Origin of the sequence: Kitasatospora paranensis (assembly GCF_039544005.1) — a bacterium.
Taxonomy (GTDB): Bacteria; Actinomycetota; Actinomycetes; order Streptomycetales; family Streptomycetaceae; genus Kitasatospora; species Kitasatospora paranensis.
Genome location: NZ_BAABKV010000001.1, coordinates 1,318,891 through 1,344,100, shown reverse-complemented (window position 1 = coordinate 1,344,100; position 25,210 = coordinate 1,318,891). Strand labels below are relative to the sequence as shown.

20 protein-coding genes and 6 pseudogenes are annotated in these 25,210 nt (G+C 71.4%); 19 read left to right on the top strand and 7 right to left on the bottom strand.

Going from position 1 to position 25,210, the window contains the following annotated elements; translation table 11 throughout:
- The first annotated feature begins 56 nt into the window (after positions 1–56).
- The 7 genes and pseudogenes from ABEB13_RS06820 (at position 57) to ABEB13_RS06790 (ending at position 6,862) form a co-directional block, all read left to right on the top strand.
- Positions 57–425, top strand: coding sequence for a VOC family protein (locus ABEB13_RS06820; protein WP_345704712.1), 369 nt, complete (start codon positions 57–59; stop codon positions 423–425).
- Positions 412–1,275, top strand: a complete 864-nt coding sequence (locus ABEB13_RS06815) for an NAD(P)H-binding protein (protein WP_345704711.1) — start codon at positions 412–414, stop codon at positions 1,273–1,275. The genes ABEB13_RS06820 and ABEB13_RS06815 overlap by 14 nt, the downstream gene beginning before the upstream one ends.
- Before the next feature lie 168 nt (positions 1,276–1,443).
- On the top strand, positions 1,444–2,799 hold the full coding sequence (locus ABEB13_RS06810; RefSeq protein ID WP_345704710.1) for a hypothetical protein: 1,356 nt from the start codon (positions 1,444–1,446) through the stop codon (positions 2,797–2,799).
- A gap of 232 nt (positions 2,800–3,031) precedes the next feature.
- The gene (locus ABEB13_RS06805; RefSeq protein ID WP_345704709.1) at positions 3,032–3,430 is read left to right on the top strand and encodes a hypothetical protein; all 399 of its coding nucleotides are present in this window, start codon (positions 3,032–3,034) and stop codon (positions 3,428–3,430) included.
- 39 nt (positions 3,431–3,469) lie between these two features.
- Positions 3,470–4,759 (top strand): FAD-dependent oxidoreductase, encoded by a 1,290-nt coding sequence (locus ABEB13_RS06800; protein ID WP_345704708.1) that lies wholly within the window; start codon positions 3,470–3,472, stop codon positions 4,757–4,759.
- 93 nt (positions 4,760–4,852) lie between these two features.
- Positions 4,853–5,198, top strand: a pseudogene (locus ABEB13_RS06795) (acyl-CoA thioesterase family protein).
- A 65-nt stretch (positions 5,199–5,263) separates the two neighbouring features.
- On the top strand, positions 5,264–6,862 hold the full coding sequence (locus tag ABEB13_RS06790) for an acetolactate synthase large subunit (protein WP_345704707.1): 1,599 nt from the start codon (positions 5,264–5,266) through the stop codon (positions 6,860–6,862).
- Between the two features lie 180 nt (positions 6,863–7,042).
- Here the strand turns inward: ABEB13_RS06790 and ABEB13_RS06785 are convergent.
- A pseudogene (locus tag ABEB13_RS06785) lies at positions 7,043–7,635 on the bottom strand (TetR/AcrR family transcriptional regulator C-terminal domain-containing protein).
- A gap of 244 nt (positions 7,636–7,879) precedes the next feature.
- Here ABEB13_RS06785 and ABEB13_RS06780 point away from each other — a divergent pair.
- Positions 7,880–9,013 carry an FAD-dependent oxidoreductase gene (locus ABEB13_RS06780; RefSeq protein WP_345704706.1) on the top strand — a complete coding sequence of 378 codons (1,134 nt, stop codon included), beginning with the start codon at positions 7,880–7,882 and terminating at the stop codon, positions 9,011–9,013.
- A 159-nt stretch (positions 9,014–9,172) separates the two neighbouring features.
- Here the strand turns inward: ABEB13_RS06780 and ABEB13_RS06775 are convergent.
- Positions 9,173–10,080, bottom strand: a pseudogene (locus tag ABEB13_RS06775) (LysR family transcriptional regulator).
- A gap of 130 nt (positions 10,081–10,210) precedes the next feature.
- Here ABEB13_RS06775 and ABEB13_RS06770 point away from each other — a divergent pair.
- Entirely contained in the window at positions 10,211–11,029 is an 819-nt protein-coding gene (locus tag ABEB13_RS06770) for a 3'(2'),5'-bisphosphate nucleotidase CysQ (protein WP_345704705.1), read from the top strand.
- A 41-nt stretch (positions 11,030–11,070) separates the two neighbouring features.
- Positions 11,071–11,667, top strand: a complete 597-nt coding sequence (locus ABEB13_RS06765) for an NADPH-dependent F420 reductase (protein WP_345704704.1) — start codon at positions 11,071–11,073, stop codon at positions 11,665–11,667.
- A gap of 260 nt (positions 11,668–11,927) precedes the next feature.
- Here ABEB13_RS06765 and ABEB13_RS06760 read toward each other — a convergent pair whose 3' ends face one another.
- Entirely contained in the window at positions 11,928–12,563 is a 636-nt protein-coding gene (locus tag ABEB13_RS06760) for a TetR/AcrR family transcriptional regulator (RefSeq protein WP_345704703.1), read from the bottom strand.
- A 108-nt stretch (positions 12,564–12,671) separates the two neighbouring features.
- Between ABEB13_RS06760 and ABEB13_RS06755 the strand changes: the two genes are divergently transcribed.
- Complete coding sequence (locus ABEB13_RS06755; RefSeq protein ID WP_345704702.1) at positions 12,672–13,571, top strand: alpha/beta hydrolase; 900 nt, start codon at positions 12,672–12,674, stop codon at positions 13,569–13,571.
- 234 nt (positions 13,572–13,805) lie between these two features.
- Here ABEB13_RS06755 and ABEB13_RS06750 read toward each other — a convergent pair.
- A pseudogene (locus ABEB13_RS06750) lies at positions 13,806–13,949 on the bottom strand (exodeoxyribonuclease III); the annotation flags it as partial.
- A 364-nt stretch (positions 13,950–14,313) separates the two neighbouring features.
- On the opposite strand from ABEB13_RS06750, the gene ABEB13_RS06745 reads away from it, so the two are divergent.
- From ABEB13_RS06745 to ABEB13_RS06725, 5 genes are all read left to right on the top strand, one after another.
- Positions 14,314–14,826 (top strand): hypothetical protein, encoded by a 513-nt coding sequence (locus ABEB13_RS06745; protein ID WP_345704701.1) that lies wholly within the window; start codon positions 14,314–14,316, stop codon positions 14,824–14,826.
- A gap of 1,175 nt (positions 14,827–16,001) precedes the next feature.
- Positions 16,002–16,727, top strand: coding sequence for a hypothetical protein (locus tag ABEB13_RS06740; RefSeq protein WP_345704700.1), 726 nt, complete (start codon positions 16,002–16,004; stop codon positions 16,725–16,727).
- A gap of 366 nt (positions 16,728–17,093) precedes the next feature.
- The gene (locus ABEB13_RS06735; protein WP_345704699.1) at positions 17,094–18,299 is read left to right on the top strand and encodes an HD-GYP domain-containing protein; all 1,206 of its coding nucleotides are present in this window, start codon (positions 17,094–17,096) and stop codon (positions 18,297–18,299) included.
- Entirely contained in the window at positions 18,296–18,667 is a 372-nt protein-coding gene (locus ABEB13_RS06730) for a response regulator transcription factor (RefSeq protein WP_345704698.1), read from the top strand. Before ABEB13_RS06735 ends, ABEB13_RS06730 begins: the two co-directional genes overlap by 4 nt.
- A gap of 108 nt (positions 18,668–18,775) precedes the next feature.
- Complete coding sequence (locus ABEB13_RS06725) at positions 18,776–19,462, top strand: class I SAM-dependent methyltransferase (protein WP_345704697.1); 687 nt, start codon at positions 18,776–18,778, stop codon at positions 19,460–19,462.
- Between the two features lie 90 nt (positions 19,463–19,552).
- On the opposite strand, the pseudogene ABEB13_RS06720 reads toward ABEB13_RS06725, so the two are convergent.
- Positions 19,553–20,335: pseudogene (locus tag ABEB13_RS06720) on the bottom strand (exodeoxyribonuclease III); the annotation flags it as partial.
- A gap of 181 nt (positions 20,336–20,516) precedes the next feature.
- Between ABEB13_RS06720 and ABEB13_RS06715 the strand changes: the two are divergent.
- On the top strand, positions 20,517–21,290 hold the full coding sequence (locus ABEB13_RS06715) for a GntR family transcriptional regulator (RefSeq protein WP_345704696.1): 774 nt from the start codon (positions 20,517–20,519) through the stop codon (positions 21,288–21,290).
- Positions 21,291–21,384: 94 nt separating this feature from the next.
- On the opposite strand, the pseudogene ABEB13_RS06710 reads toward ABEB13_RS06715, so the two are convergent.
- Positions 21,385–22,115 (bottom strand): annotated as a pseudogene (locus ABEB13_RS06710) (SDR family oxidoreductase).
- Between the two features lie 99 nt (positions 22,116–22,214).
- Between ABEB13_RS06710 and ABEB13_RS06705 the strand changes: the two are divergent.
- On the top strand, positions 22,215–22,697 hold the full coding sequence (locus tag ABEB13_RS06705) for an RrF2 family transcriptional regulator (RefSeq protein ID WP_345704695.1): 483 nt from the start codon (positions 22,215–22,217) through the stop codon (positions 22,695–22,697).
- 142 nt (positions 22,698–22,839) lie between these two features.
- Here the strand turns inward: ABEB13_RS06705 and ABEB13_RS06700 are convergent, their stop codons facing one another.
- Positions 22,840–23,997 carry an ROK family protein gene (locus ABEB13_RS06700; RefSeq protein WP_345704694.1) on the bottom strand — a complete coding sequence of 386 codons (1,158 nt, stop codon included), beginning with the start codon at positions 23,995–23,997 and terminating at the stop codon, positions 22,840–22,842.
- A 402-nt stretch (positions 23,998–24,399) separates the two neighbouring features.
- Between ABEB13_RS06700 and ABEB13_RS06695 the strand changes: the two genes are divergently transcribed.
- Complete coding sequence (locus ABEB13_RS06695; protein WP_345704693.1) at positions 24,400–25,104, top strand: class I SAM-dependent methyltransferase; 705 nt, start codon at positions 24,400–24,402, stop codon at positions 25,102–25,104.
- The last annotated feature ends 106 nt before the right edge of the window (positions 25,105–25,210 follow it).

The following is a 25,210-nucleotide window of genomic DNA, read 5'->3' as shown; positions in this document are numbered from 1 at the left end:
TATTCTGACATACTCGCTCGTGTCAGTAAGCTGACACGAAGAACAAGGAGTCCGCCATGCCCGTCACCGGCCCCGATTTCATCTCGCTCCAGGTGCGCGACCTCGACGCCTCGCAGGCGTTCTACGAGCAGTACCTCGGCCTCGTCCGCTCGAAGGCGGGACCTCCGCACGCGGTCGTCTTCGAGACCAAGCCGATCGCGTTCGCGCTCCGCGACATCGTGCCCGGCACTGACCTCGACTCCGTGCCCCAGCCCGGTATCGGTGTCGCACTCTGGCTGCACGCCACCGACGCCCAGGCCATCCACGATGCTCTCGTCGCCGACGGCCACACCATCGTCTCCGCACCGATCGACGGCCCCTTCGGCCGCACCTTCACCTTTGCCGACCTCGACAGCTACCAGGTGACGATCCATGACCGTGCCTGAGAAGTCCCTCCTGGTCTTCGGAGCCACCGGCTCACTCGGCCACCACGTCCTGAACGCGCTGCTCGACCGGGGGACCGCTCCCGAGTCGATCACCGCGGTGGGCCGAAACCGGCTGCGCCTCGATGAGCTCGCGTCCGCGGGGTTCAACACTGTCGCCCTCGACCTGTCCGACGCGGCCGGCGTCGCCGAAGTGGTCGCCCGGCACACCGACGTGGTACTGATCTCCGGCAGCGACCCGAACCGCCTCGCGCAACACCGCTCTGTCATCGATGCCGCCAAGAGCGCGGATGTCCGGCACCTCTACTACACCAGTGGCGTTCGAGCCGACGATGACCGGTTCGAGGTCAACGCCGACCACAAGGCGACAGAGGATGCTCTGATCGCCTCAGGGCTGACGTACACGATCCTCCGCAACACCTGGTACATCGAGAACTACATCCATGCACTCGCGGGTTCTCGCCACACCGGAATCATGGCCGCGGCGGCCGGCGACGCCGTGGTCGCGGCAGCCAGCCGGATGGACCTAGCCGAGGCACTGGCCGTCGTTGCCACCACCGAGGGACACGACAACGTCACCTACAGCCTCTCCGGCGACACGGACTTCACCTACGCGGACATCGCGGAAGCGATGGCCGTCGTCCTGGAGCGAGACGTCATCTACAAGCCGGTCGCTCCGGACGAGCTGCGGGCGATGCTCACCGGCTCCGGGGTGAACGGGGAATTGGCGAGCTTCCTGGTGAATCTCGACGAGACCATCGCCGCAGGGACGTTCGCGCGTGTCGGTGACGATCTCTCCCGGCTCCTCGGCCGGCCGACGACCGGGCTCGTCGACGCACTGACAGCGCCGTGACGGGCAGGGGCGGCGGTCAGCCGAGGCGCCGCCCCTGCCGCGGATCCGCGCTTGAGGACCAACCCCGGCCGACGTGAGCACCGGAGTCCGGGCGCGGCCTGCCGCCCCTGTGGCAGTCGCCGCCAGGGCTGCGGGCACCTGCCGTTCGATGATGGGTAGTGTCGCGGTATGACGATCATCAAGCAGCGGCTGCGGGACCTACGGCGGCGAGCCTTCGTGGGGCGCAGCGGTGAGATCGAGCTGTTTCGGTCGATGCTGGGCGCCGGCGGTGTGCTGTTTCTTCATGGTCCTGGCGGCATCGGCAAGAGCGCGTTGCTGGATGTTCTGGCCGATGTCGCCGTGGCTGCGGGCGCTGATCCGATCACTGTCGACGGCCGCGATGTGCCGCCGGTCCCGGGTTCCCTCGAGGCGCACTCCATCGGCGGCGGGGCGGTGCTGCTGCTCGACACCTACGAGCTGCTCGCCCCGATCGACGACTGGGTGCGGGAGGAGTTCGTGCCAGGGCTGCCCGCCGATGCGGTCGTGGTGATCGCGGGGCGACGGCCGCCCTCGTCGGCGTGGCTGGCCGATCCCGCCTGGCGCGAGCTGGTCCGGGTCGTGGCGCTGCGCAACCTCGCGCCGCGTGACGGCCGGGCCTACCTGGCGGGGCAGGACGTTCCCGCCGAGTTCCACGAGCGTCTGCTCGAGATCAGCCACGGCCACCCGCTCACCCTGTCCATGCTCGTGGACGCGGTGCGGCGGGGCGGTGGCGTTCTGCCGCGCACGCTGGGGGATCTGCCCGACGTGGTGCGCGGTCTCCTGGCCCGCACCCTGGACGAGGTGCCGAGCCCGCGCCATCGGTTGGCGCTGGAAGTCTGCGCGCACGCCAACGTCATCACCGAGAACGTCCTACGGTCCGTGGTGGGCGACAGCGCAGGCGAGCTGTTCACGTGGCTGCGCACGCTGTCGTTCGTCGGGGAGGGTCCGTACGGCCTGTTCCTGCACGACACGGTCCGCGATGTCCTCGACGCCGACCTGCGGTGGCGTGACCCGGAGCGCTACGCCGAGATGCACGCCCACGTGCGGGCCGACCTGGTCGCGCGGATCCGCTCGGCGCCGGACCCACGCGAGCAGCAACGGCTACTGGCCGACGCCATCGTCGTGACCTGCCCGCGGACCAGGCTCGCGGCATACGTCGCGGCCGCACGGCCCGTCGATCACCACATCGATGTCCTGCGGCCGCAGGACGCGGCCGCGATCGTCGAGATGACGACCCGCGCTCAGGGGCGGAGCAGGCCGAGCTGGCGGCGCACTGGATACGGCGCCAGCCCGGAGCCTTCCGGGTCTTTCGCGGACCGGCCGGGGAGCCGCAGGGGTTCGCCGCATGCCTCGACCTGTGCACTGAGGATCTCGGGGTGGATCCGTGCGTCGACAGCATGTGGCAGTACATCCAGCAGCACGGCCCGGCACGCCCCGGTGAGCACGTACGGGCCTGGCGGTTCTTCCTCGACCGTGACCGGGGCCAGGCATCGTCACCGTCGCTGACTCTGTTCGCCGTGTGCCAGATCCTCGACATCCTCACACGCGACCACTTGGCCTGGACGTTGGTGGGGGCGTACGCGGATGCCGGACTGTGGGAGCCGACACTCGGCTACCTGGACTTCTGGCCGGCCGCCGAGGCGGCGTACACGATCGGGGGACCACCTACCCCGTCTTCGTCCACGACTGGCGGCGCACCGGCCTCACCGAGTGGCTCGAACTCACCGCGGCCCGCGAGGTGGGTGCCCCGGCCCGGCCGGCGCAGGAGCAGTCGGCCGAACTCGTCCTTTCCCAAGCCGAGTTCACCGATTCGGTCCGCGCGGCGCTGCGCGATCTGCATACGCCGCATGCACTGCGGCGCAATCCGCTGATGCGATCGCGGGTCGTGCGCTCCTCCGGCTCAGGGCTCGACGAGCTTCTCGCCATGGCCGCCGAGCCGTTGCGGGCCGACCGCCGCGGCCTGTTCGAACTCGTCGACCGCACCTTCCTGCACCCGGCCGGCTCGCAGGAGCACGTGGCCCAGTCGCTGCACCTGTCGTTCAGCACCTACCGCCGGCACCGGGACCTGGCGGTGGCTCACATCACGGACTGGATGTGGGAACGTGAGGTCTACGGACACCAGGTGGAAACCGTCTGACCTGTTTCTGGGCACGAGGAAGCGCCGAGCATTCATCCCGTGCCAAACGAAAACAACGAAAACGCAGTCGTCCTCGGTGCCGGCTTCGCTGGACTCCTCAGCGCCGCGGTGCTCACCAACTTCTACCGTCAGGTCACGGTCGTCGACCGCGATCCTGCCTCTGGCCAGTACCGCCGGGGCGTCCCTCACGGCCGGCACGCCCACAACCTCCTGCCGGCCGGGGCGCGAGTCGTCGACGAGGTCTTTCCCGGTCTGGTCGACGAGATGCGCGCCGACGGCGCGGTCGTAGCGGATGTGCTGTCGGACTACCGCTTCTACCTCTGCGGGAACGAACTGCCGCGGGTGCCGGTCGGTGCCCACTCCGTCCAGGCCACCCGGCCGTTCTACGAGCGCCACCTGCGCCGGCGGCTGGTCGAACAGGACGGCCTGCGGATGGTGCTCGGCGCCGACGTCGTCGGGCTGATCGGTGATGACCGGCGGATCACCGGCGTCCGTGTCCTGCGGCAGGAGCCCAGCAGCAGCGAAGAGACCTTGAACGCCGACCTGGTGGTCGACGCGATGGGCCGGGGCAGCCGTACGCCGGCCTGGCTCGAGCAACTCGGGCACGAACGTCCCGCCGAGCAACGCGTCAACATCGACGTCGCCTACGCCAGCCGGCTCGTCCGGCTCCCGCCCCAGCCCGGCCGGGCACTGCTCATCGGCGGCAACGTCAGAGCAGGCGGCCGCGGACTGCTGTTGCTGGCGGTCGAGGACGGCCGACACGTCCTGACCCTCACCGGGACCGGCCCTGCCTCGCGTCCGCCGACCGACGAGGCCGGCTTCGCGCAGTTCGTCGCCGCGGCGGCCCCGGACGACGTGGTCGCCGCACTGGAGAGTGCCGAGGCGCTCAGCGACATCGTCGCGTACCGCTTCCCCGCGACCCGCTGGCGCCGGTACGACCAACTCGCCGGCCTTCCGGACGGGCTGGTCGTCGTCGGGGACGCGCTGTGCTCGCTGAGCCCGGTCAACGCGCAGGGCCTGACGGTGGCGGCACTCGAGGCCCGCGCGCTGCGCGACACGCTCTCAGCCGGTCGGCGCGACGTCGCCGCCGACTTCTTCGCCCGGGCGACGAGCATTCTGACCGCGCCGTGGGGGATGGCCAACGAGCCGGGACACCCCGCGAACCTGACACAGAAGATGCAGGGCGCCATGATGAGCCGGCTGATGGCCGCGGCGGCCACCGACCCGACGGTCGCGGCCCAGCTCATCCGGGTCCTGGCCCTGCTCGATCCGCCGTCGAAGCTGTTGCGGCCGGCTGTGCTCGGGCGAGCGTTGCGCCGGGCGGCATGAGTCCGGAGCCCCTGGCCGCGGGCTTCGTCGGTCTGGTCCGCACCCGCATCCACCCCGTCAACTCGCCCAGGGTGGCGAATCGTGAGGAGAAACATGAACGATCAGCCGAGCACCGACATCGGGGTCCTGGTCCCCGTGGATGTCCACTTCGACGATCTGGACCTGATGGGGATGCTGCACAACAGCCGGTATCAGGTCCGGGTCGAGCGAGCGTGGGTGGAGTTCTGCCGTGGGCAGGGCTTCGGCCACCGCAGGCTTTCGGGTGTGTTCAGACGGGGGCAGGACCACGCACGCGCACGGTACTCGCACCGCCGTTCGTCTCGACAGCAGCACGTTGCGGCCCGCGCCGTGGTCCGACCGAGCTCGTGAGGTGTCCCGGGCGATCGAACTGCCGGAGAGCAGCGATCAGCCCCAGGCGAGGACGGGGCCCGTCTCTTGAGTGACAGGCCTCTACCAGCGAGAACAGCGCGGCTCAAAAGGATCAATGGAAGGTGATCGGCTTTTATGAACGGTGCCGAGACTCCCCTGCGCACCCTCCTCAACATTGGTGTGGACGTCTGCTTTGCCAATCCGGGTACGTCGGAGATGCAGTTCGTCGCGGCGCTCGACCGCCACCCGGCCATGCGCGGTGTGCTGTGTCTGTTCGAAGGAGTAGCCACCGGGGCTGCCGACGGCTACGCCCGCATGGCCGGCAGGCCGGCCGCGACCTTGCTCCACCTCGGCCCCGGCCTGGCCAACGGCCTGGCGAACCTCCACAACGCCCGCCGAGCGCACACCCCCGTCGTCAACGTCGTGGGCGACCACGCCCGCTCGCACAAGGAGCTCGACTCGCCCCTGGAATCCGACATCGATGCCGCAGCCGCGACCGTCTCCCACTGGGTGCGCCGACCACAGACCGCGGCGCACATCGGTCGCGACACCGCCGCAGCCGTGGCAGCAGCGATGAGCGCGGGGGTGCCCGGTGCCCCGGACCGGTCACACACCGGTACCTCCGGCGCGATCTCCACCCTCATCGTCGCCGCCGACCTCTCCTGGGAGGAGAGCGCCCCGCCCGTGCCACATCTGTCGGCACCGCCACGGCGTTGCGTCACCCGCGCAGACGTGGAAACCACGGCTGCACTGGTCGCCGGTGCTGAGCACGTCGCACTGCTGATCGACGGAGCCGGACTGGGCGAGCGCGGTCTGCAGGCTGCCGACCGAATACGGAAGGCCACCGGAACCGCCGCCTTCTGCCCGACCTGGCCCGCCCGGCTGCGGCGCGGCGTCGGCGTACCGGCGATCCAGTCCTTGGGCTACCGGGCTGAAACCGTCAACCAGCAGCTCGCAGGTATCAAGCACCTGGTCCTGGTCGGAGCACGCGAACCAGTGGCATCGTTCGCCTACCCGGGCCGTCCGGGCCTCCTCACTCCACCGGGGACGCGCGTGCACCGCTTCGTCCCCGACGAGGGCTTCGATGTCATCGACGCGCTGAGCGAACTGGCGGACACCGTCGCGCCGGACACCCTCGCAGTGCTGCCGGCGCAGGACACCCACCCTCCCGTCGCGGACGAGCCGTTGCGCACGGGCAACTGGGCCAAGGTCATCGGCGCCCTGCTCCCACCGGAAGCAATCGTCGTCGACGAGTCGATCACCGAGGGAATGAACACCCTCTTCTCGGCGACCGCCAACGCTGCACCACACGACGTGCTGGGCCTGACCGGACTGGCCATCGGGCAGGGCATTCCCGTGGCTGCAGGAGCAGCTATTGCATGTCCCGAACGGCCCGTCGTCTGCCTGCAGGCTGACGGCAGCGCGCTCTACACCATCTCCGGACTATGGACACAGGCGCGCGAGAAGCTCGACGTGACCACCGTCATCCTCAACAATCGCTCCTACGCAATCCTGCGCGCCGAACTTGACCGCGTCGGCGCCGGCCAGGCCGGACCGGCCGCCAACGCCCTCTTCGACCTCGGCCGACCGGACATCGACTTCACCGCCGTGGCCACCGGCATGGGCGTCCCCGCGACCCGGGCTGCCAGCACAGCCGAACTGGCCGAACAGTTCTCCACCGCGCTGGCCACGCCCGGGCCACACCTCATCGAGGCGATCCTCCAGCCGGCCTGAAGCATCCTCGTGACCAGCGACAGTCGAAGGCCTCGACGCGACTGCGACAACTGGCTTGGAGAGCGGTCGAAGAGGTGGTCAGCGCGGCGCCGTGGCCGTGTCGGGCGCTGACCGGGTGGTGGTCGCCGACTCGGGACAACCGGTGCCGTGGTGCGGAGCCCTGTCGGCGCTGCCGGATCGTCAGGGCCGGCCTGGGAGGTTGCTCTCCCACCCGTCGAGGAGCCGTTCGAGGCCCAGCTGGAATCCGCGCTCGGCGCTGTCGGCCGCGTGGGGGAGCTCGGCATCGCGAATGACGCGGGCGAGGTGTGGGTGGCGCCCGTTCTCGACGACCTGGTCGAGGTAGGGCTTGTGGGCGTCCATCCATTCCTGGTTGCCGACTCCGGAGCGTCGGACGGCCTCCTGCTGGGCGAGTTCGCCGATGGCGTAGCCGCGGACGAAGGCCTGCAGGGTGTCGACGACGGTGATCATGACGTCGATGTCGAAGCCGAGGGGATCGAGGGCGGCGAGTGCGTGTTCGGTGGCGTCGAGGAGTTCGGTCCGAGCGAGGGGCGCCCTGCCGCGAGGGAGGCCATCCAGGGATGCCGGTGGATGGTGGCCCGGGTTCGCTGGGCCAGGCTTCGCAGGTCGCTGCGCCAGTCGCCGGTGGGGGCGGGCTGGCCGCCGTCCTCGGCCGCCACGGCGTCGAGCATGAGGTCGATCAGGTCGTCCTTGGACGCCAGGTAGCGGTAGAGCGAGGCTGTGCCCGTTCCCAGGTCCTTGGCGACGCGCCGCATGGACAGTGCCTCGATGCCCTCGGCGTCGGCGATCGCGATGGCGGCGGCGGTGATCTCCGCTCGGGTGCGTGAGGGTGCGGGGCCCTTCGCGGCCCGCTCAGGCCGGTTCCAGATCACCGTGTGAGCGTCGTCCATCGGTTTCCTCCCCACTACTGCGTCCACTGTTCGCAGTAGTGCTATCGTGACGCCATTACTGCGAACACTGTACCCGAGTAGAGCGTGTCCAGCCGAAAGGAAAACCACCATGACCACTCCCGTCACGATCATCGGCGCCGGACTCGGCGGCCTGACCCTCGCCCGGGTCCTGCACCTGCACGGCATCCCCGCGACCATCCACGAAGCCGAGACATCGGCCCAGGCCCGCACCCAGGGCGGCCAGCTCGACCTCCACGAGTACAACGGCCAGCTCGCCCTCGAAGCGGCCGGCCTCACCGACGAGTTCCGCGCGATCATCCACGAAGGCGGCCAGGCCCTGCGCGTGCTCGACCAGGGCGGCGCGGTCCTGCTCGACCGGCCCGACGACGGCACGGGCGCGCGCCCCGAGGTGCTCCGCGGAGACCTGCGCCGGATCCTGCTCGACTCGCTGCCCGACGAGACGATCCGGTGGGGACACAAGCTCACCGGTGTCCGCCCCCTGGGAGACGGAAAGCACGAGCTGGCGTTCGCCGACGGGTCGATCGTGACGACCGACCTCCTCGTGGGCGCGGACGGCGCCTGGTCGAAGGTCCGGCCGCTGCTCTCCGATGCGCAGCCCGAGTACGTCGGCACCTCGTTCATCGAGACGTACCTGTACGACGCCGACCAACGCCACCCCGCAGCAGCCAAGGCCACCGGCGACGGTTCCCTGTTCGCCGTCACGGCCGGCAAGGGCATCCTCGGCCACCGCGAGACCGACGCCGTCCTGCACACCTACGTCGCTCTCACTAAGCCGCAGGAATGGATCACCGCCATCCTCGCCTGCCCCGAAACGGCGGCGGCCCGGATCGCGGCAGAATTCTCGGGATGGGCACCCGAGCTCACCGCACTCATCACCGACGGCGAAACCGCCCTCAACCCGCGCCCGATCAGCGCCCTGCCGATCGGCCACCGCTGGGACCGCGTTCCCGGAGTGACGCTGCTGGGCGACGCCGCCCACCTCATGTCACCCTTCGCCGGGGAGGGCGCCAACCTCGCCATGCTCGACGGCGCCGAACTCGGCAAAGCCATCGCCGCACACCCCCACGACATCGAAACCGCCCTCACGGAATACGAACACGCCCTCTTCCCCCGCAGCGCCCACTTCGCCGCCGAATCCGACAAGAACCACCGGCTCATCTTCGGCGACAACGCCCCCACCGCCCTGCTCAACCTCCTCAACGGCCACGAGCCGACCGAGTGAAGGGTTTACGGGACCGCCGTCGTGAGCGGCAGACGTCGGCCTGGCCGCCCCGCAGCGGTCGGCCGCTACGCCTGACGCCGGGCCCGGTGACCTGAGGGAAATCGCACAGTGACCGGCCGTGCGTCCAGGCGCACGGGTGGGGCGCCCGGACGGCGCCGACTACGACGGCGCTCCGCCTACGGTCAGCGCGATACGTGCCAGTCCGCGCAGCCAGGCGTGTCCGGGGTCGGTGTCGTAGCGCTGATGCCACGACAGGTAGACGGGTGCCGAAGGCAGTTCGAGCGGCAGGGGAAGCACCACCAGGCCGAGGTCGGTGACCGCGGAGCGCGTGGTGGCTCGGGGGACGCTGATCACCAGATCGGAGTCGCGCGCGAACGCCAGCGCGGCCGCTTCCGTGGGTGCGGTCGCCACCACGCGGCGGGTGAGGCCGAGGCGGGCCAGGGCGTCGTCGAGGGCATTGCTGAGGTTTCCGCGCCGCGAGACGGTGACGTGCTCGGCGGCGGCGTACTGCTGCGCGGTGACGGCCTTGACGCGGGTGAAGGGGTGCGCCGATCGCACGGCCATGACCAGAGGGGTCTCGCCCACGTTCTCGGCCCGGATGTCCGGTGCGCCGGGGCGGTTGGCGTTCGCCTCCAGGTCGACCTGGCCGCGCCGCAACTCGGGGGTGTCGGTGCTCGATTCGGCGACGAAGCGCAGGCGCACGCCCGGCGCCGCTTCACGCGCGGCCGCGAGCAGGGCGGGGCCGCTCATGGCGACCAGGGAGTCGTGCCAGCGCAGTGTGAAGGTGCGCTCCAGTGTGGCCAGATCGAGTTCGCGGCTCGGTGCCAGCACCCCTGGACCTGGTGCAGCAGCTCGTGCACCTGTGCCCGGACGGCGATCGCGTACGGCGTCGGCGTCATGGTGCGGCCGGTGCGCACCAGGATCTGATCCCCGGTCGTGTGCCGGATCCGGCCCAGGCTCCGGCTCATCGCCGGGGCGGTGACATGCAGGCGTGCAGCCGCCCCGGCCACGCTGCCCTCCTCCAGCAGTGCGTCGAGCGCGGCGAGCAAGTTCAAATCCAATTGCATGAGACTCATCCTAGCCGTGCTTGACATGCACTTGAGGTTAATCGGCCTGCCTTCTAATCTTCGAGAGCAGGCGCAAGAGCACGGATTCCGCCCGCACCACCTCATCCTTTACCGAGTCGGGAGCACCACCATGTCCACAATTCTTCAGACCGCCGGCGTCCCCGCCACCGACGCCGACCTGCTCGCCCGGACCGCGATCGCCGTCCGCGCAGCCGGCTCCGCGCTGCGCGAGCGTTTCGGCGACGTGGTCCGCTACCGGACCCGCGACGAGCTGATGCGGGCGCTCGCCGCCAACGACGACACGGCCCTGGCCATCCTGCGCCCCGCCCTGACGGAACTGCGCCCGCAGGCCGGCTGGGTGGAGGACGAGCTCGACGGCGGCGCGCTCCCGGCGGGCGAGTGGTGGGTCGTGGATCCGGCCGAAGGCAACGTCAACCACCTGCACGCCCTGCCGGATTGGGCGGTGACCGCCACCCTCGTGCGCGACAACCAGCCGGTGCTCACTGTGGTCCACCTTCCGTTGACCGGGGAGACCTACACCGCGCTCACCGGCGCCGGGGCCCACCTCGACGGCCGCCCGCTGCACGTCTCCGCGACCGCGGACCTCGGTCTGAGCATCGTGGCCACCAGCCAGGCCCGGCCGGACGAGGACGAGACGGTCGTGCGGCGCGTCGGCTCCTCGATCACCGCGATGCTTTTCGACGCGCTCGTGGTGCGCACCGCCGTGCCCGCCACCCTGCACCTGGTGAACGTGGCCGCCGGCCGGATCGACGCCTTCTGGCAGTTCGCCGGCGCCCGAGCCGACCTGCTGCCCGGGGTACTGCTGGTCACCGAGGCCGGCGGACAGATATCCGACACCCAGGGCCGCCCCTGGACCCCGCAGAGCGAGAGCCTGCTGGCCACCGCGCCCGGCATCCACGCCCACGCCGTCGCCACGCTCTCGCGCTGACCGCACGCCACGACTCACCCATACGGAAGGACCACCTCACCATGACCACGATCGCAGTTCTCGGAAACGGCCGCGTCGGCGGCAACCTGGCCACGGCCCTCACCCGGGCAGGTCACGAGGTGACGGTGGCGGACCGCGAGCCGGGCGCCGCCGCCGACGCCGCCCGCACGGCGGAGGTCGTCATCAACGCCACCCCGGGCGCAGGCTCCCTCGAGCGGCTCGTCGCCCTGCGTGCCGAACTGCAGGGCAAGATCCTCGTCGACGTCTCCAACGCCACCACCGACGGACCGGACGGACTGCCCGCCGACCTGCTCTACCCGGGCTCCAGCCTCGCCGAGCAGCTCCAGGAAGCGCTCCCCGGAACCAGTGTCGTCAAGACTCTCAACACCATGCTCTTCCCGGTGATGACCGCGCCGGCGATCCTCACCCAGGCCCCGACCGCGTTCCTCTCCGGTGAGGATCCGCAGGCCAAGCAGACCGTCCGCGACCTGCTCACCGGCCTCGGCTGGCGCACGGAGTGGATCACCGACCTCGGCGGAATCCGGACCGCCCGCGCCACGGAGGCCGCGATCCTGTTCGTCCCCCACGTGATCCGGTCCAGCGGGTTCACCCCCTTCGCGATCTCGATCGCCCGCTGATCAGAGCCCAGGACCGCGCCCCGGACGGACGCGGTTCCGGGGCTGATGTCCGCGCGCGTCGTGGCCGGGGTTCGCTTTCCGGGGTCGGGATTTCTGTCCAGGTCGTCCGATGCCTACCAACGCAGGGAGGCCAACGCGCCCCGCACGATGGTCACCTGGCGCGACCTCGCCATCAGAGCCCTCCTGGCCCGGGGCTTGTCCTTCGGATGCGGGGCCCTCGCCGGGCCAACCTCCATCCCGGAGGAGGTGGGCGTGTCCGGTTACGGAATGACGTAGCTCTCGATGTGGTCGATCACCGCCGAAACGGCATGCCGGTACGCGGTGCTCGACCGGCGGACCTGGGACAGCAGCATGCCGCCTTGGACGGCGGCCAGCAGGGCGGTGGCCAGTGCGGCGACATCGGCGCGCTCGCTCAGTTCGCCGCGAGCCTGCATGCGGGCGAGCCCCGACCTGATGGGTCGTTCCCATCGGTCGAAGGAAGCGGAGAGGTCCGTGCGGGCCGAGGGGTCGGTCTCGGCGAGTTCGCTGGCGAGTGAGCCGATCTCGCAGCCGCCCGCGCACCCCATGGCGTCCTGCCGGTCGGCCGCCGTGTCACACCAGGCCCGCAGCGCGTCGATGCTGTCCAGGTTGTCCAGTAGGGGGCGCTGCTGGTCGAGCTTGGTGTCGGTTTGGAAGTTGATCACCGCCAGGACCAAGCCCCGCTTGTCGCCGAAGTAGTGGTAGATCTGCGATGCGCTGACTGCAGCGGCCGCCTGGATGTCCGGGATGGTCGTGCCCCCGACGCCGTGGTGGAACATCAGCTCCGCGGCGGCCTCGATGATGCGCTCACGCGTCTTTCGGCCGGGCTTGGTGAGTCGACGCTGCTCTGGCTCCTCGAGCTCTGCGGACGCGTTCATGCGCGCACTCTACCCGGATTGGAATTGCTATTCCAGATCTGGAGGACATAGAACTTGGAACGCTGATTCCAATCTGCCGTTCCGGCGGCCTTCAGGAGGGTGCTCACCATGTCGCTCGACCCCCAGATCGACGCCCTGCTCGCACAGTTGGCCGAAGGAGGTGGACCCGCGCCGGAGAGCCTGACGGTCACCGAGAACCGTGCTTTCGCGCGCAGCCTCACCGCCCTCGCCGGTGACCCCGAACCGGTCGGCGGCGTGCACGACACCACGGCCGCCGCCGAAGGCATCGAGGTCCCGATCCGTATCTACGCCCCCGCCGGCGTGTCGCGCTCAGGGCCGCTGCCCGTGACGGTCTTCTTCCACGGCGGCGGATGGGTCCTCGGGGACCTGGACAGCCAGGACCACATTGCCCGCATCATCGCCAACCGCTCCGGCACGATCGTGGTCTCCGTCGACTACCGGCTGGCCCCGGAGCACCGCTTCCCGGCGGCGATCGAAGACGCCTACGCCGCCGTCAGCTGGGTCGCGGCCAACGCCGGCAGCTTCTGCGGCGACGGTCAGCACATCGCGGTGTTCGGTGAGAGCGCCGGCGGCAACCTCGCCGCCGCCGTAGCGCAGGAAGCCCAACGGCGTGGTGGCCCGCGGATCGCGCTCCAGGTGCTGGCGTATCCGGCGGTCGACCGGTTCGACGACAGTCCCTCGATGTACGAAAATGCGGCCGGACCGCTGCTGACCCGCTCATGGCTCGAATGGTTCTGGGGCCTCTACCTCTCCACTCCCGACGAAGGGCTCGACCCGCGAGTCTCGCCGGCGAGGACCGACGACCTGGCCGGGCTGCCCCCCGCCGTCATCCTCACCGCCGAGCTCGATCCGCTGCGGGACCAGGGGGTCGGTACGCGCAAAGGCTCGCCGACGCCGGCGTTCCGGTCACCTACGTCCCGGTCAAGGGTGCCACCCACGCCTTCTTGTCGTTCACCGGCTCGGTGCAACTCTCACGGGACGTCCTGAACCAGCTCGGAGGCACCGTGGCCGCGGCGTTCAACGACTGACCCTGCCCGCCGTCGCCACTTGCCGGGCCCCGCCGAGTATCTGCACCACCCGCGTCTGCCCTCTCTCGCGAACGGTGTGACCTTCGCCGGGTGGCGTGCGGTGCGGTGATGGGAGAGCGCCCAGGTTCTGCCCCGGCCCCGGAATCGGCTGTGACCGAGGAGTCTCACGGGCCCTCTCCATCTTCGATCAGCGCTAGCGGAGTTGGCCGATGTCGAACATCGCCATGACGGGTGCGTGTTCGGACCAGCGCTCGCCGTGGGAGGCGGCGCGTTCGACGGACGCATCGATGCAGCGGGCGGCCAGGCCCGGGGTGGCGATCGGATGGTCGATCCGCCAGCGGATGGGCGCCTGTTGGAAAAGGTCCATCCGTTCGAGCACAGCCGGTTCGACGGTGCCTGTCGGCCTGTCAGGACGGGCGGATTCGGGGAATCCTGAGCGCCGAACGACTCGAACGCGCGCGACCGGTGGATCCTGCCGTGACCCGCGTGCGGGTTCACCGTCGGACGTGCCGTCAGGCGGTCCGAGGGGCGTCGGCGAGGCGAGCCGGGCCTCGCTCCGGCTGGGATATCGCCATTCGTGTGGCGCAACGCGGCGCGCGTCGCCTTGTGCAAACAGGTCGGGCCGGATTGCCTGAGTCGCGTCAACCAGCATGTCCGCCGTCAGTCGGGATGTCCTCTGGCGGGCTACTCCGGGAGCCATCATGCGTACACGAAGCCTGTCTGTCGCGGCCGCAGCCGTCATTCTCGCCCTGGTCCAGCCGGGCATCGCCACCGCGGACGACCCCAGCACCACAGTCACGTTCACCGTCACGACCGGTGCATTGTCGATGTCGGTACCGGCCAGCGCCAGCCTCGGCTCGGGAGCGCCCGGCACCACGATCAGTGCACCGATCGGCCCCTGTACCGTCACCGACGACCGCGCCCTCCTCTCGGCCTCCTGGACGGTGACCGCGGCGGAGACGGACTTCGCGAACGGATCGTTGACCATTCCCGCCACCAGTGCCACCTACTCGCCCGGGACGGTGACGACGACCGGCACCATCACCGTCACCACGACGAACGTGACGCTGAGCAACTCCGCGCAGACGGTGGTCACCGGGAGCGCCGGTGTCGGGGACAACACCGCGAGCTGGGACCCGACGGTCGCCGTGGACGTGCCCGCCAGCGCCGTCGGCGGGGCCTACACCGGAACGCTGACCCAGTCCGTTGCCTGACGGATCGAAGGGTGTGCGCCGGTACGGGATTCTCCTGCTGATGCTGGCCTTCGTGCAGGCCGCCGGGGTGATGCCGGCGGCGGGGCACGCACCCGGGGCACCCTCCCCCAGGGCCCCGCTGCGGGCAGGTCCATCGCCATCAAGCTTCTCGACGCTCCGGAGGACCGCCGTGCCGATCCCAGGGCGCATGCCTACATCGTCGACCATCTCGCACCCGGCTCGACCATCGAACGGCGAGTGGAGATCACCAACGAGTCGTCCGCACCGATGCACGTCGACGTCTACGCCGCGGCGGCCACCATCGCGAAGGGTGAGTTCACCTTCGCACCGGAGCGCACCCCCGACGAGCTGACCGGCTGGACGTCATTCGATGCGGCGGACCTTGAGCTGGCGGCCTCCGAAACGGCGCGGGTGCGCACCAGCATCCGAGTGCCGGGTGACGCCGCCGCCGGGGAGCGGTACGGCGTCATCTGGGCGCAGACGAGCGCCCCTGCGGATCGCTCGCACACTCTGACGGTGTCGGGCCGGGTGGGCGTCCGCATGTACGTCGACGTCGGTCGCGGTGACGAGCCACCCTCGGACTTCACGATCGAACGGCTCTGGCCGGCCCGAGCCGGCGACGGGCGTGGAGAGGTTCACGCCCGGATCCACAACACGGGGGTCGCGCCCTGGACATCGGCGGGACACTGTCCCTCCTCTCCGGGCCGGCCGGACAGCACGCCGGACCGTTCTCGACTGCCAGGACGGGCGCCACACTGGCTCCGGGCGACAGCGGGGAGGTGGTCGTCCCACTGGACGCAACGCTGCCGAACGGCCCGTGGGCCGGGGAGCTCACGCTCAGTAGCGGCCTGGTCCAGCACAACGCCCGCGCCACCCTCACCTTCCCGTCGACTCCCGGCAGCGTCGGAGCGGACGTCGCGTCGGTCGCCCTGCAAGGGGACTTCCCCCCTCGTTGGTCGCCTGGCTCTCGGCCCTCGCCCTCGCCGCTCTCTGCCTTCTGCTCTCCAGGTTCCTCCGGCGCCGTCGATGACGACTTCGGCCGGATGCTTGAAGTTTTGTCGGCGTCACCATGAGTGTCCACAGCTTGTTATCGACGGTTGGAAGCGGAGATGTCGGTGTTCAGACACGGGAGAGGGCGGGCCGGAGCAATCCGCGGCACGGGAGGTCCGGGCGGCATGTTCCGATCCGGGCTGAGGGTGTGGGTCCGGAGGGCGGGAGCGGTCACGCTGACCGGGCTGGCCGTCCTGGCGATCGTCCTGGCCACGGCCTGGACCGCGACGGTTCAACCCACCTACGTCGCCCGGGCCGGCGATGCGACGACGCCGGTGGTCGAGCCTTTCACCGCCATTGGCCTCACCGAACCCAGGGGCACCACAACTGGCCCCGGCAGCAAGCCGAGAAGCAGCAGTATCGGCAATACCAGCCTCACGTTCACGGTCGTCCCGGTCGGCCTGACCATCGCCAAGAGTCACACGGACCCCTTCGTTCAGGGCGAGGACGGCGTTTACATCATCACTGTGGGTAACCTTGCGACGGCCAGTCCGACCAATGGCACCACGGTCACCGTCCACGATCGCCTCCCCGAAGGTCTTCGGGCCGAGAGGATCACCGGCGCGGGATGGAACTGCGTTCCGGCCACCCTCACCTGTACGCGCAGCGACACCCTGCCGGCCGGTCACAGCTACCCACCCATCACCCTGAACGTCGATGTCTCCTGCCACGCCCGTGAGCGGGTCACCAACACCGCTACCGTCACCGGAGGAGGTGACAGCACCACCCGCACCGCCATCGACCCCACCACGATCGAGCACCACGGGCATGACGGCGACGGGCATGACGACGACGGGCACAGCGGCCACGACGGGCATCATGACCACTGCGACGGCCACGACCACTGGTAGAACTCGGCCCGCTGGACGGAGCGGGAGGTGGTACAGGTCCTCCGGCTCTGCAGCGGTCCTCCACCACCTCCCGCCCCGCCGACCTCCAGGCCTGGCAGTCCGTCACGTCGGTTGTGATCGTGATCGTGATCGTGTGCTCGTGCCGTCCCGACGGCCCGGTGGACGGTGCCCGGCTGCTGGCGAGTCCATCGTCACCGGTTCGGCCCGCTCGGCACGTCGCCGATCCGGGTGACCCGGCGGTTCGAGCTCCGGCCGGTGGCGGCGAGGGCCCGCCGGGCGGCGGTGCCGTCGTGGCGGACGTGGAAGCCGGGGGCCGGACCCGGACGCCGCGCCGCAGCCCGCTCGGCGGCGGCGTAAGGTCGTGGTGTGAGCGGTGGCGATGCCGGTCCGCGGTTGCGACTGGCCGAGCTGGTCGCCGCGCTGTCGTTGGGCGTCGACCTCGGCTTCGGCCAGCCGATGGAGCACGTGCTGCGCCAGTGCCTGATCGCCCTGCGCCTGGCCGAGCGGATCGGCCTGGACGACGAGGAGCGGGTCGCCGTCTACTACACGGCACTGTTGGTGAACGTGGGTTGCCACTCGGATGCCCACGAGCAGGCGAAGTGGTTCGGCGACGACATCGCGTTGAAAGCCGGCAAGTACCGGTACGAGCAGCGCAGCCTGGCCGGTGCCGTTGCGGCGGTGCGGCTGATCGGCTCGGGCAATCCGCCGCTGCACCGGTTCCGGGTCGGCCTGGAGTTCGCGCTGGGCGGTTTCCACGAGGTGGACCGGATGATCAGCGGCCATGCCGCCCTGGCGACCTCGCTGGCCGGGCGGCTCGGACTGCCGGACTCCGTCCGGCGCGCGGTGGCCGCCTCCTACGAGCAGTGGGACGGACGCGGCTGGCCCGGAGAGGTCAAGGGCGAAGCCGTACCGATCGCGTCGCGCCTGGCGCAGTTGGCCGAGTTCACCGAGGTCGCGCACCGGGTGGGCGGCACCGCGGCCGCCACGGCGCTGGCCGAACGGCGCGCCGGATCCCAGTTCGATCCCCGTCTCGTGGCCGTGCTGTGCCGGGACGCCGACGCGGTGCTCGGCGAGCTGGACGAGGTGCACACCTGGGAGGCGGTGATCGCCGCCGAACCGGCGCTGGGGGTGTGGCTGGGCGGAGAGCAGTTCGAGCGGGCGCTGCTGGCCGTCGCCGACTTCGTCGACCTGAAGTCGCCCTACACCCTGGGACACGCACGGGCCGTGGCCGACCTGGTCGACGCGGCCGCCGCCGGACTGGGCCTGGCCGAGGACCAGCGGACCCAACTCCGCCGGGCCGCCCTGCTCCACGGTCTGGGACGCCTGGGTGTGTCGAACGCGATCTGGGACAAGCCCGGGCCGCTCGGCACGGGCGAACGGGAACGGGTGCGCCTGCAGCCCTACCTGACGGAACGCATGCTCTGCCAGTCACCGACGCTGGCTCCGCTCGGCGCGATCGCCGTGCAACACCGGGAGCGGCTGGACGGCTCCGGCTACCCGCGCGGACTCACGGCGCCCGCCATCTCCCGGGGGCCCGGATCCTCGGCACGGCTGACGCCTACCGGTCCATGATCGAGCCACGGCCGCACCGCGACGCCCTGACCGCACCGCAGGCCGCCGCCGAGCTGCGCGCCGAGGCGGCGGCCGGCCGACTCGACGCGGAGGCCGTCACGTCGGTGCTTGCCGCAGCGGGCCATCGCGTCCCCCGTCGAACCACTGGACCCGCCGGTCTGACCGGCCGTGAGGTCGACGTGCTGCGGCTGCTGGCCCGCGGCCTTTCCAACAAGGCGATCGCGAGCCGCCTGGTCATCTCCCCGAAGACCGCCCGCAACCACGTCGAGCACATCTACGCCAAGATCGACACCTCCAACCGCGCCGGCGCCTGCCTCTTCGCCCTGGAGCACGGGCTGCTGCCGCAGGCCGAGGCGGCCACCGAGTGAGGACGCCGCGAAAGATGGGGCAACCGCCCCACGCGATGCCCGCCCCCGGTCCGTAGCGTCGAAGGTGTACCGGGCGCGTGAGCCCGGTGGTGACGAATCGAGGCAGCCATGAGCATCCACACGGCGTTCTTCGCACTGGTCTACGACCGTGCCATGGCCCGGGCCGAGGAGGCGGGGCTGCGCGAGCGGCGGCGCCGGCTGATCGCGCGGGCAACCGGCGAAGTCCTGGAGATCGGTGCCGGGACCGGCGCCAATCTCGAGCTGTACGGCCCCGCCGTGCGCTCCTTGACCGTCACCGAACCCGGGGCCGCGATGCTCCGCCGACTCGACCGACACGTCCGAGCAGCGGCACCGCACACCACCGTGCTCCGCGCCCCGGCCGAGGACCTCCCCTTCGAGGACGACAGCTTCGACACGGTCGTCTCCACCCTGGTCCTGTGCGGCGTCGCCGACCAGCAGCGCGCCCTGCGCCAGATCGGCCGAGTACTGCGTCCCGGCGGACAGCTGCTCTTCCTGGAACACGTGCGCTCCCGGGACCCGCAGCTCGCCCGTACCCAGGACCGCTTCAACTGGTTCAACCGCCTGGTGGTCTGCTGTGAATGCAACCGCCCGACCCTCGACTCGATCGAGGCTGCCGGCTTCGACATCGGGTCCGTCGAGCACGGCGAACTGCCCAAGGCGCCTCCGTTCGCCCGCCCCCTCGTCCTCGGCACCGCGCGGTGGCCGCAGGAGGTCGACGCCCCGAGCCCGCGCCCGCACGGAACCACCAGAACGCGAACCCGTGAGGCGCCCTGACGTCTCCGGAGACAGGCCGCGCAGTGGATGCCCCGGTCGCCGGCTGCCCGATCTCCCGTGGGCGCTACAGAAGTTGGCCGAGATCAAGCCGATGGTCACCGGCGCGTGGTCGCTCCACCGCTCCGCGTGGTCGGCGGCGCGTTCGACGTGGGCCTCGACGGCCTTGGCGGCCAGGCCCGGGGAGGCGATCTGGTAGTCGATCCGCCAGCCGGCGTCGTTGTCGAAGGCGCGACCGCGGTACGACCACCAGGTGTAGGGGCCGGCCTGGTCGGGGTGCAGGGCCCGGACGACGTCCACGTACCCGACCTCGTCGAACAGGCGGGTCATCCAGGCGCGCTCCTCGGGGAGGAAGCCCGCGTTCTTCTGGTTGGAGCGCCAGTTCTTGAGGTCGTCCTCGCGGTGGGCGATGTTCCAGTCGCCGCAGACCAGCACCTCGCGGCCGTCCTCGGCGGCCCGGCGGCGCAGCGCGTCCAGGTGGACGATGAACTCCGCCATGAAGCGTTCCTTCTCGTCCTGGCGCTCGGTGCCGACCTCGCCGGACGGCAGGTAGAGGCTGGCGACGGTCAGGCCCGGGAGGTCGATCTCGGCGTAGCGGCCCGAGCCGTCGAACTCGGCGGAGCCGAAGCCGACGGCCGTCCGCTCCGGCTGCCGGCGCGAGAGCACGGCGACACCGGCGCGGCCCTTGGCGGCGGCCGGCGCCCAGACCGCGTGCCACCCGTCGAGCTCGCGGACCTCGGCGGGGATCTGCTTCTCCTCGGCCCGGACCTCCTGGAGGCAGACCACGTCGGCCTTCGTGCCGGCGAGCCACTCCACGAGGCCCTTCTTGGCGGCCGCCCGGATGCCGTTGACGTTCACTGTCGAAACCACGATCACCCGGCGAGGCTACCCGATCCGGTAAGCCCCGTTCATTGGTCTTGACCATCTCCGCGGCCAAGCCCTAGTGTCCCTTACTGCAAAGACCTTTAATAAAGAAGGACGGATAAAGCTCGCCCTCCCCACCTGCCGAAACCCCGGGGGCGCCGGGCGGCCCGTAGCCTTCAGGGCGGAGGACACGGTGGGGCAAGCACAGCTGGCGGCGGTTCCGGAGCCGAAGTACTGGCACCTGCGCACGGTGCTCCTGCGCACCATCGACACCGAGTTCTCCACCGGTCAGGTCATCCCCAACGAGCGTGAGCTGTCCGCCCGCTTCGGGGTGGCCCGGGCGACCCTGCGGCAGGCCCTCGACCAGCTGGAGCTGGAGGGCCGCCTGGTGCGCCGCCGCGGCATCGGCACGCTGATCGCCGCCCCGCGCGTCGGTGTCCCGGTCAGCAGCAGCGAGGAGGGCTGGCCGAGCACCTCGCGCAGCCAGGCCTGGCGGATCGTCGACTGCACCAGCGCCCCGGCCTCCCCGCAGCTGGCCACCGCCCTCGGCGTCCCGGCCGGCGAGACCGTGCACACCGTCCGCCGACTGCGCCTGGCCCAGGGCCTGATCGTGGCGACCGAGTCGCTGCACGTCCCCGACTCGGCCGTGCCGCACCTGCCCGCGCTGCCCCAGCTGGTCGGCTCCACCGAGGGCGAGCGTGCCCGGTCCGTCCTGCGCCAGCTGGAGCGGGTCGGCGTCGACGGCGAGTCCCGCTCGGTCGAGCTGGGTGTCGCCGAGGCCGACCAGGCCGTCCTGCTGGAGCGTCCGCCGGGCACCCCGGTGCTGGTGGTGACCACGCAGTACGCGGCGGCCGGCCGCAAGGTCGCGGTGGCGGTCTGCACCTACCGTGCCGACACCTGCAAGCTGACCTTCGGCGAGTCCGGCGGCGTCGAGGTGAGCCCGGTCACCGCGGTGCGGTCCGCCTGACCGCTGACCGCTGACCGCTGACGGTCGGGGCCCCGCGCCCGCTCGTGGCGGGTGCGGTGTCGCTCCAAGCGCCGTGCCCCGGGCCGGGGCGCGGTCAGCCGGCGAGCCAGTCCTGGTAGCGGGTCGGTGCCAGGCGCGCGCCGGGGCCCGGGTGAGGACGTCGCCGCGGACGGCCGCGAACAGGCCCGCCCGGTCGTCGACGACGACGGGGCGCCGGTCGCCCCGCGCGGCCAGCGTCATGCGGCCGATCTCGTCGAGCGTGAACGTGTCGGGGCCCGCGATCTCGAGGATCCCGCCGAGCGGCGTGCCGGTGGCCACCTCGGCGAGGACGTCGACGATGTCGCGGCTGGCGATCGGCCGGATCGGCGTCGCGGGCAGTCGCACCGCGGTCTCGTCCGAGGTCCACGACATGGTCGGCTCCATGAACTCGAAGAACTGCGTGGCGCGCACGATCGACCAGGGCGTCGGACCGCCGCGCAGCAGCTCCTCCTGGAGCGCCTTGGCGCGGTAGTAGTCCAGTTCGGGCACCTGGTCCACGCCGACGATGGACAGAACCACCTGGTGGCGTACGCCGGCCCGCTCGCCCGCGGCGAGGAGATTGCCCACCGTGGTCCGGAAGAACTCGATCGACTGCTCGTCGAACGTGGGGGAGTTGGTCACGTTCACCACGGCCTCCGCGCCGGCGAGCGCCGTGTCGAGGCCGACGCCGGTGAGCAGGTCGACGCCGGAGGACAGGGACGCGGCGGCCACCTCGTGGCCTCGTGCGGTCAGCTCGGTGGCGAGCTGCGAGCCGATGAGTCCGGTGCCGATGACGGTGATCTTCATGATGCGCCTTCCTTCCTGGGGGCGAGCCCCAGCAAACTCGGACAGCTGATATCCGAGATAGTACTCGGATATCCTTTGTCCGAGTCAAATGGAGGTGGCATGAAACTGTCCGGTGGCGTGGAGTGGGCACTGCACTGCTGCGTGGTGCTGACCGCGGCCGGCGATCCGGTGCCGGCGGCTCGGCTGGCCGCGCTGCACGACGTGTCGCCGAGCTATCTGGCCAAGCAGATGCAGGCGCTGTCCCGCGCGGGCCTGGTGCACTCGATCCAGGGCAAGACCGGCGGCTACGTCCTCACCAGGAAGCCCGAGGAGGTCAGCCTGCTGGACGTGGTGCAGGCCGTCGACGGGGCGAGCCCCGCGTTCGTCTGCACCGAGATACGTCAGCGCGGACCGCTGGGGACGCCGCCGGACCAGTGCACGAAGCGGTGCCCCATCGCCCGGGCGATGGGAGCGGCCGACGCGGCGTGGCGCGCGTCGTTGGCCGCCGTCACGATCGCCGACCTCGCCGCATCCGTGGAGGGCGACAGCGGGCCCGAGGCCCTGCCGAGGATCGGCGCCTGGTTGAACGCGGACCCCGGGTGATCGGCCCCATTGATCGTTTTCCGCATGAGTGGAGCCGCCGGTCCCGTACGGTCGGCGTCCGGCCCTGCCCGCACGCCGCTCCGCCGGGCGGACTGCGTCGGCGGACGTGCCGGACCCGGGGTCGGGGCCGGGCTCGGGGGCGTCAGCGCGGACCGGTGGTCGGCGGGTCGACGGCGAACAGCTGCTCCTCGACGTGGTCGAGTGCCACCCGCAGGGCGCCCATCGACACCACCTCGGTGCCGAGCGCGGCGAGCACCACGTCCGGCGAGCGCAGGGTGAACTGCGCGAGCCGCTCGCGCAGCGGCTCCAGGACACCGCCGATCCCGGCCGCCCAGCCGCCGACCACCACGAGCTGCGGGTCGAGCGCGAGCACCAGCGCGGCGACGTCGTGCACCAGCCGCCGCAGGAAGCGGTCCATCGCGACCTGGGCCACCTCGTCGCCCTCGCGGGCGAGTTGCAGCACGCGGGCGACGGCTGCCTCGTCCAGCGGGTCGAGGGGCTTGCCGGTGGTGGACAGCAGCCGTTCCGGGAACGCCTCCTGGCCGAGCAGGTGCAGGGCGCCGATCTCGCCGGCGGCGCCGCCGTAACCGCGGTGCAGCCGGCCGTTGATGAGGGAGCCCGCGCCGGGGCTGAGCCCGGCCATCACGAAGACCACGTCGCCCTTGCCGACCGCGGCGCCCTTCCAGTGCTCGGCGATCGCGGCGAGGTTGGCGTCGTTCTCGATCACCACGGGGCAGCGGAACGAGCGGCGCAGCCGGGCCCCGAGGTCCAGTCCCGTCCAGCCCGGCATGGCGGTGGACAGCTGGACGGTGCCCTCGGCGTCGACGATGCCGGGGGTGCCGACCGCGACGGCCCACAGGCTGTCCCGGGAGACCCCGGCCTTGCGCAGGAGTTCGGCGACGGCCGTCCGCATCAGGCCGAGCCGCTCCTCGGCGTCGAGGGTCTCCTCGGCGGGCTTGGCGTGGCTCCCGAGGATGTCGCCGGTGAGATCGGCGAGGGTGACCCGGACGTCGTGCACGCCGATCTCGATGCCGAGCACGTGCCCGGCCTCGGCGCGGAACCGGTACCAGCGGGCCGGCCGGCCGCGCCGTCCGTTGTCCTGGGCCTGCTCGACTTCGGCGACCAGTCCGGACTCCACCAGGCCCTCGATGACGCCCTCGACGGTGGGCCGGGAGAGCCCGGTGTCGCCGACGAGCCGGGTGAGGGTGACGGACTGTCCGTCGCGCAGCGCCCGCAGGGTGACGGCCGCGTTGATGCGACGCAGCAGCGAGGAGTCCCCTCCGGTGAGCCGATCCGCCAAGACGCTGCCCTTCCCGCGTTCGCGCGACAGCTCTGGCGCGCGGTGCCGAGTGCGCGGTGACCTCCTTGCCCCGCGAGAGTCCGCCGCGGGGCAGCACGGCACACGGCGGTGCGTTCTGCCCGGGGCGTCAGCCGGATCGTACTCGGGCACCCTCGGGGCCGCGAGCGTTTCCGCAGCTCATCACGGCTTCGGTATGGAAACGGTACCAACGTGGTGACGCTGGGGTGAGGGGCCCGGCGGTGGCCGCCCGGTGGGCACTCGATGGGCGGGCCGCGCGGCCGGGCCGGACGTCACCGGTCCGGGGTCACCGCCGGGCCGTCCGCGGGCCGGTGGCGGGTCGGGCGGTCGCCGACGGGCCCGTCGGTCGGCCCGGGCGGGTGTCCGGGGCCCTATGCTGCGGGCATGCCGAACCAGAGTTCCGCCCTGCTGCCGGATGCCGCCGACCGCGCGGACGCGGCCTTCGTCCGGGCGGCGACCCGGCCGGCGGACGTGCCCTTCGTGCCCGAGGTCCGGCTGCAGATGGCCGAGGACGCCATCGCCCTGTGGGAGACGACCGAGACGGCGCGCGGCGAGATCGGGCTGCCGCCGCCGTTCTGGGCGTTCGCCTGGGCCGGCGGCGTGGCGGTCGCCCGGTACGTGCTCGACCACCCGGAGCTGGTGGCGGGGCGGACGGTGCTGGACGTGGCCGCCGGGTCGGGGCTGGTGGGGATCGCGGCCGCGCTGCGCGGCGCGGCGTCCGTGCGGGCCGCCGAGATCGACGCGTACGCGGTGGCGGCCGTCGGCATCAACGCGGAGCTGAACGGGGTCCGGGTGGATGCGGCGGTCGAGGACCTGCTCGACGGCGACGGCGGCCCGGCCGAGGTGGTGCTGGCCGGGGATGTCTTCTACGAGCGGGGCATGGCCGCCCGGTTCCTGCCGTTCCTGGAGCGGGCGCAGGCGCGGGGTGCGCTGGTGATCGTGGGCGACCCGGGCCGCGCCTATCTGCCGCGGGAGCGGTTCACCGCGCTGGCCGCCTACGAGGTGCCGGTGGTCGCGGACCTGGAGGACGCCGCGCTGAAGACGACCACCGTCTGGCAGCTCACGGCCGCGGCGCCGCCGGCGGTCTGACGGCCGCGCAGGGGCAGCACACCGGCGGCCCGGCACGGCGTCCCGGTGTGGTGTCCCGGGATGTGGAATTCGCGGCCGCGGCGGGTGCGTGCTGTTAGACAGGCGC

Coding starts and splice junctions, on each gene's coding strand:
- ABEB13_RS06820 (WP_345704712.1), top strand. CDS start 57: ATGCCCGTCACCGGCCCCGATTTCATCTCGCTCCAGGTGCGCGACCTC.
- ABEB13_RS06755 (WP_345704702.1), top strand. CDS start 12,672: ATGTCGCTCGACCCCCAGATCGACGCCCTGCTCGCACAGTTGGCCGAA.
- ABEB13_RS06740 (WP_345704700.1), top strand. CDS start 16,002: ATGTTCCGATCCGGGCTGAGGGTGTGGGTCCGGAGGGCGGGAGCGGTC.
- ABEB13_RS06760 (WP_345704703.1), bottom strand. CDS start 12,563: ATGAACGCGTCCGCAGAGCTCGAGGAGCCAGAGCAGCGTCGACTCACC.
- ABEB13_RS06705 (WP_345704695.1), top strand. CDS start 22,215: ATGAAACTGTCCGGTGGCGTGGAGTGGGCACTGCACTGCTGCGTGGTG.
- ABEB13_RS06780 (WP_345704706.1), top strand. CDS start 7,880: ATGACCACTCCCGTCACGATCATCGGCGCCGGACTCGGCGGCCTGACC.
- ABEB13_RS06765 (WP_345704704.1), top strand. CDS start 11,071: ATGACCACGATCGCAGTTCTCGGAAACGGCCGCGTCGGCGGCAACCTG.
- ABEB13_RS06790 (WP_345704707.1), top strand. CDS start 5,264: ATGAACGGTGCCGAGACTCCCCTGCGCACCCTCCTCAACATTGGTGTG.
- ABEB13_RS06745 (WP_345704701.1), top strand. CDS start 14,314: ATGCGTACACGAAGCCTGTCTGTCGCGGCCGCAGCCGTCATTCTCGCC.
- ABEB13_RS06730 (WP_345704698.1), top strand. CDS start 18,296: ATGATCGAGCCACGGCCGCACCGCGACGCCCTGACCGCACCGCAGGCC.
- ABEB13_RS06725 (WP_345704697.1), top strand. CDS start 18,776: ATGAGCATCCACACGGCGTTCTTCGCACTGGTCTACGACCGTGCCATG.
- ABEB13_RS06810 (WP_345704710.1), top strand. CDS start 1,444: ATGACGATCATCAAGCAGCGGCTGCGGGACCTACGGCGGCGAGCCTTC.
- ABEB13_RS06695 (WP_345704693.1), top strand. CDS start 24,400: ATGCCGAACCAGAGTTCCGCCCTGCTGCCGGATGCCGCCGACCGCGCG.
- ABEB13_RS06770 (WP_345704705.1), top strand. CDS start 10,211: ATGTCCACAATTCTTCAGACCGCCGGCGTCCCCGCCACCGACGCCGAC.
- ABEB13_RS06815 (WP_345704711.1), top strand. CDS start 412: ATGACCGTGCCTGAGAAGTCCCTCCTGGTCTTCGGAGCCACCGGCTCA.